The organism is uncultured Streptococcus sp., from assembly GCF_963528215.1.
In the GTDB taxonomy this organism is placed as follows: Bacteria; Bacillota; Bacilli; order Lactobacillales; family Streptococcaceae; genus Streptococcus.
On the sequence record NZ_CAURVL010000022.1, the window covers coordinates 18,893 to 27,465 of the forward strand.

Annotated in this window: 10 protein-coding genes; 8 read left to right on the forward strand and 2 right to left on the reverse strand. The window is 36.7% G+C overall.

Annotated elements, in window-relative coordinates:
- Positions 1-44: 44 nt before the first annotated feature.
- Positions 45-1,526 (reverse strand): M protein trans-acting positive regulator PRD domain-containing protein, encoded by a 1,482-nt coding sequence (locus RWS24_RS08365; protein WP_314366688.1) that lies wholly within the window; start codon positions 1,524-1,526, stop codon positions 45-47.
- Between the two features lie 293 nt (positions 1,527-1,819).
- Between RWS24_RS08365 and RWS24_RS08370 the strand changes: the two genes are divergently transcribed.
- The 5 genes from RWS24_RS08370 (at position 1,820) to RWS24_RS08390 (ending at position 3,766) form a co-directional block, all read left to right on the forward strand.
- The gene (locus RWS24_RS08370) at positions 1,820-2,059 is read left to right on the forward strand and encodes a GlsB/YeaQ/YmgE family stress response membrane protein (protein WP_002893931.1); all 240 of its coding nucleotides are present in this window, start codon (positions 1,820-1,822) and stop codon (positions 2,057-2,059) included.
- Positions 2,060-2,114: 55 nt separating this feature from the next.
- Positions 2,115-2,696 (forward strand): alkaline shock response membrane anchor protein AmaP, encoded by a 582-nt coding sequence (gene amaP, locus RWS24_RS08375; RefSeq protein WP_314366690.1) that lies wholly within the window; start codon positions 2,115-2,117, stop codon positions 2,694-2,696.
- An 11-nt stretch (positions 2,697-2,707) separates the two neighbouring features.
- Positions 2,708-2,878, forward strand: coding sequence for a DUF2273 domain-containing protein (locus RWS24_RS08380; RefSeq protein ID WP_314366691.1), 171 nt, complete (start codon positions 2,708-2,710; stop codon positions 2,876-2,878).
- Between the two features lie 17 nt (positions 2,879-2,895).
- A complete protein-coding gene (locus RWS24_RS08385; RefSeq protein ID WP_002902153.1) occupies positions 2,896-3,486 on the forward strand; it encodes an Asp23/Gls24 family envelope stress response protein in 591 nt (196 codons plus the stop codon).
- Between the two features lie 76 nt (positions 3,487-3,562).
- The gene (locus RWS24_RS08390; RefSeq protein WP_002899152.1) at positions 3,563-3,766 is read left to right on the forward strand and encodes a CsbD family protein; all 204 of its coding nucleotides are present in this window, start codon (positions 3,563-3,565) and stop codon (positions 3,764-3,766) included.
- A 112-nt stretch (positions 3,767-3,878) separates the two neighbouring features.
- On the opposite strand, the gene RWS24_RS08395 is transcribed toward RWS24_RS08390, so the two are convergent.
- Entirely contained in the window at positions 3,879-4,937 is a 1,059-nt protein-coding gene (locus RWS24_RS08395) for a TIGR00341 family protein (RefSeq protein WP_314366693.1), read from the reverse strand.
- A 935-nt stretch (positions 4,938-5,872) separates the two neighbouring features.
- On the opposite strand from RWS24_RS08395, the gene RWS24_RS08400 reads away from it, so the two are divergent.
- The 3 genes from RWS24_RS08400 to RWS24_RS10815 form a co-directional block, all read left to right on the forward strand.
- The gene (locus tag RWS24_RS08400) at positions 5,873-7,540 is read left to right on the forward strand and encodes a ribonuclease J (protein WP_125377854.1); all 1,668 of its coding nucleotides are present in this window, start codon (positions 5,873-5,875) and stop codon (positions 7,538-7,540) included.
- Between the two features lie 74 nt (positions 7,541-7,614).
- Positions 7,615-8,394, forward strand: coding sequence for an alpha/beta hydrolase family protein (locus tag RWS24_RS08405; protein WP_314366695.1), 780 nt, complete (start codon positions 7,615-7,617; stop codon positions 8,392-8,394).
- 106 nt (positions 8,395-8,500) lie between these two features.
- Positions 8,501-8,573: glutamate--tRNA ligase family protein (locus tag RWS24_RS10815; protein ID WP_399553772.1), on the forward strand; the 73-nt coding region annotated here is incomplete at its 3' end.

The window sequence follows — 8,573 nt, forward strand, 5'->3', positions numbered from 1 at the left end:
AAAACCGCTAAATTGCGGTTTTTTTGTTATAAAAATAGTCTAAATCACTCATCTAAGCGAATAAACATCATTGCGTTAAGTAAGGAGATGAGTGCGACCGTATTAATATTATTGGAATAGATCAGTCTCTTGTTCTCAATGGGTGGAATAATAAAATTAGAAATGATGATATCGTAAGGTGATTCTTTTAAAGAATCGATTGATAGTTCTAATTTATTCCAAACTTCAAGTTCAAAATTGTTGCTGCAATAATAAGAAAGTGTCTCTGCTACTGATTTTGCATGATACTGATCAAAATTACTCATCACTAATACTTTTAATTTAGGCTGATTTTGTAAAAGATTCAGCACTAAATGTTTGCTGTGAGTGATAAAAGTATATGATAGATGGTTGACTTTCATTGGTGTGCTATGGATATCCAAAGTCTCTAGATAATGTTCAATCCCTTTTTTAATATCTGAAACAAATTGAGGGAAAATATTTTGAAAGTTCTTGATTGTATTGCCTTTTTGATCAAATAGGATAAACTCTGTAGATAGTTCCTGACGGTGCAGATGTGCTGTATTATGCAAATGCCAAATAAGATTGTCATTATTGTCTATTTTTAGATTATATTTGCTTTCTATCTGATCAATTAAATCACTTAATAATTGATACGAATTTTTTACATAGCTGTCTGTTTTTGCGCAGCTCATAAATAGATTTTCATCAATGAAGAACATTTTTTGAAAATAGGAGACAAATAGTTGACCTATCACTTCTTTATTCAAAGAGATATGATATTCAGAATCAAAGCTCGCTACAATGTCTTCGATTCCTTCTGCCTGCATAAAAGATTCTAACAATTGATTGTTAAAAGAATCTTTCTCAACTTCTAAGAAATGACCAAACTTTATTCGATATAAATTTGTAACCAGGAGCAATTTTAACATTCTTTGAGTTGCGAAATTGACAGGAAATGCAGTTTCTTTATAGACCAGTGCTAACAGCTTACACAAAGGTTCTATTGAAAAATCTGTAAAGGGCCATTCAAGGAAATAATATTTTTCCGAAAAATATTGTGCAAAAAAATAACGGATATCAATCTCATTTCCAATAATCCGAGCAGGATTGAGACTAATTTTAAAATCATATTGTTTTTTTATGATTTTGTTAATATGACTGATTATACGATAGAGTGAAGAAGAGCTTATATAAAATTCTTTACAAATACTCTCAGTTTCATATCCTTCGTTAAAGAAGATGAATTCTAAAATTGAAAAATGGGTTGAATACTTAAAAAAATGGTGATAGACCATCTCAATATCACTATCATCGGTATTAATGATACGTATGCCATTAGTAGACGAGTGAAAAATCAATTGAGGAAAAGAGGACTTGACATGGGATAAATCATCTTTTACTGAACGTTCTGTACAATTTAATAGTTCAGCTAGCTCAGAAATATGAAACCAGCGTTTGTTTTTAAATAGTAGTTCTAATAGTTCTAATTGTCTGTGGCTCTTTTTAGACAGTAATTCCCGCATTAAAATATTATCTTTCTTTATATAGTGTTTTTATTATCAGGCAATTATACCATATTTTATGCATTTAACCTCATTTAACAACTCAAAAATATATCTAAAAATACTGATAAAAGCTTATAGAACAAGGAATTATTAATTTTATGTATCTACAATACATAAATACAGAAAGAAAACCAAGCCGAATTATTATGCTTTCAAGTTGGGAAATTATATAATTATATTAATCAAAAAATAATAGTAAAAAATATTATTAAACAATTTTGATTTAGAAAAAATTAGAAAGGAGAATCAATATGCTTTGGTCTATTATTGTTGGAGGTCTTATTGGTCTTATTGCTGGATCAATCACTAAAAAAGGCGGCTCAATGGGTGTTATTGCAAACGTTGTTGCAGGTTTAGTTGGTTCTGCTGTTGGTCAGTCGCTTTTGGGAACTTGGGGTCCTAGTTTGGCTGGTATGGCCTTGCTTCCTTCTATCATTGGTGCGGTTATTGTAGTAGCTGTTGTATCATTTTTTGTAGGTAAAAAGGCATAAATTGTCTTTTTACTTTCAAAATACAATTTAAAATTTAATGATGTGAGGATTCAATATGTCAAAATCAAGAAAAATACTTTCCCTTATTTTCTGTATTTTAATCTTGACAATTTTGATTCCTGTTTTACTAGATTTTCATAAAGTTAGCGGTCTGGGGCTCCAGATTTTCGGTTGGAAATTATTCACTTGGAAGCAGATTCCTTTTGTGGGCTACTATCTTTCTAGGTATGTTTTCTGGGGCACTGTGGTTTTAGCAAGCTTAATCTTACTACTGATGTTAGTGATAGCTTTTTATCCTAAGAGACGTTTGGAAATTCAGCTAGCTGATGCGGATGGGAAACTGATGCTGAAAAATTCAGCCATTGAAGGGTTTGTTCGTAGTCTGTTAACAGAACACGGTTTAATTAAAGATCCTACAGTTTCAGTAAATAGCCGTAAAAACAAATGCATGGTTTCCGTTAAAGGGGCAATCGTTCCTTCGGAAAACATCATCAAGAGAAGTCAGTTGATTCAAGAAGAAATCGCGTCTGGATTGACAGAATTCTTCGGAATCAATCATAATGTCAAGCTTAAAATCTCTGTCTCAGACTTCAAGCCAAAAGAAGCGGCTAAAAAAACTACTAGCCGTGTAAAGTAAGGAAGTAAAAAATGGAATGGTTTAAAAAATATCAATATCCAATCTTGTCTGGATTAGCAGGCATTATTCTAGCGTGTTTTATCCTATCCTTTGGCTTCTTTAAGACTCTATTTGTCTTTATTTGCGCTACTCTAGGGGCAGGAATCGGATATTATATTCAAAACAAAAATATATTTAAATAAGAATAAAGGAGTTTAACATGTCAAATAAAGATGTTAAAGATGTTGCAAAAAAAGAAGTTGCTCAAGCAGCTCACGAAGTAAAAGGTGAATTGACTTACGATGATAAGGTCATTCAAAAAATTATCGGTCTCTCTTTAGAGAAAGTTTCAGGTTTGCTGGCTGTTGACGGTGGCTTCTTCTCTAACATAAAAGATAAATTGGTCAACTCTGACAATGTCACTCATGGTGTCAATGTTGAAGTTGGTAAAGAACAAGTAGCTGTTGACTTGAATGTTGTTGCAGAATATCAAAAGAATGTTCCTGCTTTATACAAAGAAATCAAGAAAGTCGTTGCAGAAGAAGTTTCTAAGATGACTGATTTGGAAGTTGTTGAAGTAAATGTCAATGTTGTTGATATTAAAACGAAAGAACAACACGAAGCTGACTCAGTAAGCCTTCAAGACCGAGTGACAGATGTTGCTGAATCAACAGGTGAATTTGCTTCAGAGCAATTCGAAAAAGCAAAATCTGGCATTAGTGGTGGTTTCTCAGCTGTTCAAGAAAAAGTTGGCGATGGTGTAGAGGCTGTTAAAGACGCTGCATCAAATGAAAAAGCTCGCGTTCGTTAATTCTCTAACTGAGATTAGGAATTCTTATATTCTTTCATTGCTTTAAAAATTGAAACTAACAACGGAGGTATCAAATATGTCTACAGAAGAAAAATTCAACCAAGCTAAAGGTTCTGTTAAAGAAGGCCTGGGCAAATTAACTGGTGATAAAAAAACAGAAAAAGAAGGAGCTGCTGAAAAAGTAGTTTCTAAAGTTAAAGAAGTTGCAGTAGATGCCAAAGATGCTGTTGAAGGCGCAATCGAAGGCGTTAAAAACATGGTTAAAAAAGACGATAAATAAAACCAATAGTTGATTTTCCTTATAAAAAGTCTTTGTTAACTATAGTAACTAAAAAGAGAGAACATTTAATCCTGTTCTCTCTTTTTAGTGTATTTGGCTAGAAAAATTGTTCCTATTCCTTGTTTTTAGTTGGAGTTTCTTTCTTCTCCTTCTCCTTATCAATTTTTTGAAGTTCATAGTCATTTTTATATTGAATAATATACTCGACGATGTCTTTTTCGGTCAATCGTTCATTGGATAATTGTGAAATTTGAATTGAAATATTTTTCAAGCCATAATCGTTTTGTTTACTAAGAATTTCTTTCAATTCCTCATCTGAAAGGTAGTTTCCTGAAATAGTTAACTTTAAAGTATTATCCTCTTTATCATAGTTCTTTTTTAGGATTGTGTTCTCTTTAAACTGATCAGATAAGTATTTATTTATAGATTCATTGATTAAGGTCTCTTTCACTAAGGTAGTCGCTGAAACCAAACTTGGAATAATAAGAATAAGCGAAACTAGAATTAATATTTTTCGCATTTTATAGGCTTCTTGATTGTGTTTAATGTAATGATTTTTCACCATAGTTAAGCTCGTCCCTATGTATGTAGCAAGCATAATAAAACTACAGTTAATGAAAAATAAGTAGGATGCTCCTAACATAAACTCAAAGTTTCCCGTTGCTATAGCATAGCCGACAGTACATACTGGGGGCATAAGAGCTGTTGCGATAGCTACTCCAGGTACAATGTTATTTGCTTCTTTTTTTCGTGCTCCAATAACTCCAGCTACCCCACCCACAAAAGCTATAACTACATCCCAAATTGTTGGTGAAGTTCTGGCAATAATTTCTGAACTTGCATAAGAAATTGGAGAAATAAAAAAATAAATCGTAGATGCTAAGAGGCTTAACAAAACTTGAATAGAAAGAATTTTAAACGACTTTCTGAGCAGTTTCATATCTAGTATTGCTAATGAAAAACCAATTCCAATAATAGGTGTCATTAATGGAGAAATCAACATTGCCCCAATGATAACTGGAGTGGAATCCATGTTTAAGCCAATAGATGCAATCAACATTGCACATAACAAGGTAGCTAAATCGCTTCTTGATAAATCTAAATCATCGTAGAGCCTATCTCTAAATTCAACTAAAGAATAAAGTTTATCCTCTTTTAAAATTTTTCTCATAATAGTATTCCCCTTATTAAAGTCCTCTAAATTATAAATTCATGCAAAGCAATGAATGAAATAAGTAATATTCCAAATAAAATACCGGAAGAGGTATATAACCGCTATTTATTTTAACATAAAAATATTACGATTAGAATCTAATTTCTGAGAAGAGGTTTCTTAACATTCTTGCTGGATTAAAAAAGCAACATATACTGAATTATTAACCAAATAACAAAACAGCATTAGTTTGTCACGGCCTTTTTTCTTTGTGTAACTACTTTTTCAAAAAACTTAAAATATTTTTGTATTTTTAATGTGTAAACGCTTGCAAAAATCTAAATAGAGTACTATAATAGAGTTAAGGAAATAGAAAGAAAGGAAGCCAAATTCATTCGCTTTTAAGTTTACTTTGTTGGTATAGTTGTTTGTAATACATAAGTAGTTGCTTTACTTGACATATTGGTTGAATTGTCAGACAGGCCTGCTTAGCTTGCCTGATTGTAACGATAGTATAGAAAGTAGAAGCTTTTAGATGGTTTTCAAACTTCGAGAATTCAATCAATAGTGCTTTATTATGTTATAGAGATTTCCAATGCTAAGATAAAAAGAAAATCATTAGCGGTTAAAGGAATTAAAAGTTTATAAAAAATAATAAAAACAATAAATAAAAAATTGTTATTCAGTTACACCTTGGATGAACTGATTGCTCTCATACCAGCGAAGTAAACCAGACCTCTAGCCGAGTAAAGCTAGAGGTCGTTTTTTGTAGCCAAGGGCGTGAAGAAGGCACGCTTGACTTTGAAAAAACATGGAAAAATGCTATAATAGGTTAGATATGCGAACCTTAGGTTTGCAAGACTGTAATTCGACTTGGCTAGCCAAGGACCGTTAGTAATAAAATAAAGAATCTTTGATAAAAGTGAGGTTCTGAAAATTGAATAGGAGAAAAAATGAGCAAGAGCAATATTAAACTGATTGCTTTAGGCGGCGTACGTGAAAATGGTAAAAACCTCTACGTTGCCGAAGTGGATGATTCCATTTTTGTATTGGATGTTGGGCTGAAGTACCCAGAAAATGAGCAGTTGGGTGTGGATTATGTCGTTCCCAACATGGACTATTTGTTTGAAAACAAGAAGCGGATTGCGGGTGTCTTTCTGACGCATGGGCACGCGGATGCGATTGGTGCTCTGCCTAATCTTTTGGCAGATGCTAAGGTGCCGGTTTTCGGATCAGAGTTGACGATTGAGCTGGCCAAGCTGTTTGTTAAAAATAACGATGCGGTTAAGAAGTTCAATGATTTCCATGTGATTGATGAAAATACCGAGATTGAATTTGGCAAAACCGTGGTTTCCTTCTTCCGGACGACCCACTCGATTCCTGAGAGTTTGGGAATTGTCATCAAGACCAGAAAAGGCAGTATCGTTTATACAGGTGATTTCAAGTTTGACCAGTCTGCCAGCCCGTCCTACGCGACAGACTTTGGCCGTCTGGCTGAGATTGGCCGCGAGGGTGTTCTGGCCTTGCTCAGTGATTCAGCCAATGCGGACAGTAGTGTTCAGGTGGCTAGTGAGAGCGAGGTTGGCAAGGAAATCGAAGATACGATTGCCGACTGGGACGGCCGTGTGATTGTTGCGGCGGTTGCCAGCAACTTGTCTCGTATCCAGCAGGTCTTTGATGCAGCGGCAGAGACTGGCCGCCGAGTGGTTTTGACAGGCTTTGATGTTGAAAATATCGTTCGTACGGCTATCCGCCTCAAGAAGCTGTCCTTGGTGGACGAACGCCTTTTGATCAAGCCTAAGGAAATGTCTAAGTTTGAAGACCATGAGCTGATTATCTTGGAGACTGGCCGGATGGGTGAGCCTATCAATGGTCTGCGCAAGATGTCGATCGGCCGTCACCGCTATGTGGAAATCAAGGAAGGCGATTTGATTTACATTGTAACAACGCCTTCTATTGCCAAGGAAGCGGTCGTGGCTCGTGTAGAAAATATGATTTATCAGGCGGGGGGCATTGTCAAGCTGATTACCCAAAACCTGCGGGTTTCAGGTCACGCAAATGCGCGTGATTTGCAGCTCATGATTAATCTGCTGCAGCCTAAGTACCTCTTCCCTATTCAGGGTGAGTACCGCGGCTTGGATGCTCATGCTAAGGCTGCCATGGAAGTTGGCATGCTGCCGGAAAATATCTTTATTCCTAAGCGGGGCAGCATCATGGAATATGACCATGGTGATTTTGTGCCGGCTGGTGCAGTGTCAGCTGGAGATGTCATGATTGATGGTAATGCGATCGGTGATGTGGGCAATATTGTCCTGCGCGACCGCAAGGTCTTGTCTGAAGATGGTATTTTCATCGTGGCACTCACTGTTAACCGTAAGGAAAAGAAAATCATTTCCAAGGCTAAAGTACATACCCGTGGATTTGTCTATGTCAAGAAGAGCAGAGATATTTTACGTGAAAGCTCTGACATTATCAATAAAACTGTGGAAGATTATCTGGCGCAGGATAGCTTTGACTGGGGTGAGCTGAAGGGTGCTGTCCGTGACAGTCTGGCCAAATATCTCTTTGACCAAACCAAGCGTCGCCCAGCTATTTTGCCGGTTGTTATGGAAGTGCGGTAAAAATCTGAACACACATACAAGAAAAGTCGGGCTTCGGCTTTTTCTTGTCAGAAAGATACGAAGGAGAAATGCGAATGGCAGTGATGAAAATAGAGTATTATTCTGAGGCTTTGGAGATGGAATGGGGCGTCAATGTCCTCTATCCAGACGCAGCTCGTGTTGATAAGCCGGATGATAAGGATATTCCTGTTTTGTACCTGCTTCATGGTATGAACGGGAATCACAATAGCTGGCTCAAGCGCTCAAATATTGAGCGTCTGGTTCGCTCGACCAACTTGATTGTTGTCATGCCTAATACCAGCAACGGCTGGTACACCGATACTCAGTATGGTTTTAACTATTACGAAGCCATCGCTGAGGAGCTGCCTCGGGTGCTCAAGCGCTTTTTCCCAAATATGTCAGATAAGCGGGAGAAGAACTTTATCGCTGGTCTTTCCATGGGCGGATACGGAGCCTTTAAGCTGGCTCTCAAGTCTAACAGTTTTTCATACGCGGCTAGTCTTTCTGGCGCTTTGAGTTTTCTTGATGCTCGACCAGATAATGCTGAAATGGCAACACCAGCCTATTGGCGGGGAGTTTTTGGAGACTATAAAGACTGGAGCAGCAGTCCTCATTCGCTAGAGAGCATAGCCAAGCAATCTGATAAAAAGACCAAGCTTTGGGCATGGTGCGGCGAAGAGGATTTTCTCTACGAGGCTAATCAGGAGGCAGTAAAAAACCTGCAAGACTTGGGCTTGGATATTACTTACAGCCACAGTCCAGGTAAGCATGAGTGGTATTACTGGGAAAAGCAGATGGAAAATGTACTGGCCTGGCTTCCTATTGACTTCCAGCTGGAAGAGCGCCTATCATAAAAATAGACTGTAAAGTCGTATTCTGTCCTCAGAGTATGGTATAATGATTACGTTTGAAAATCGGAGTGGGAATAATTCCCCGAAACACAAATAGGAGAATGGAACTTTGACAAAAGCGATTCGAGTGCGTTATGCACCAAGTCCGACTGGACTTTTACACATCGGAAATGCGCGGACTG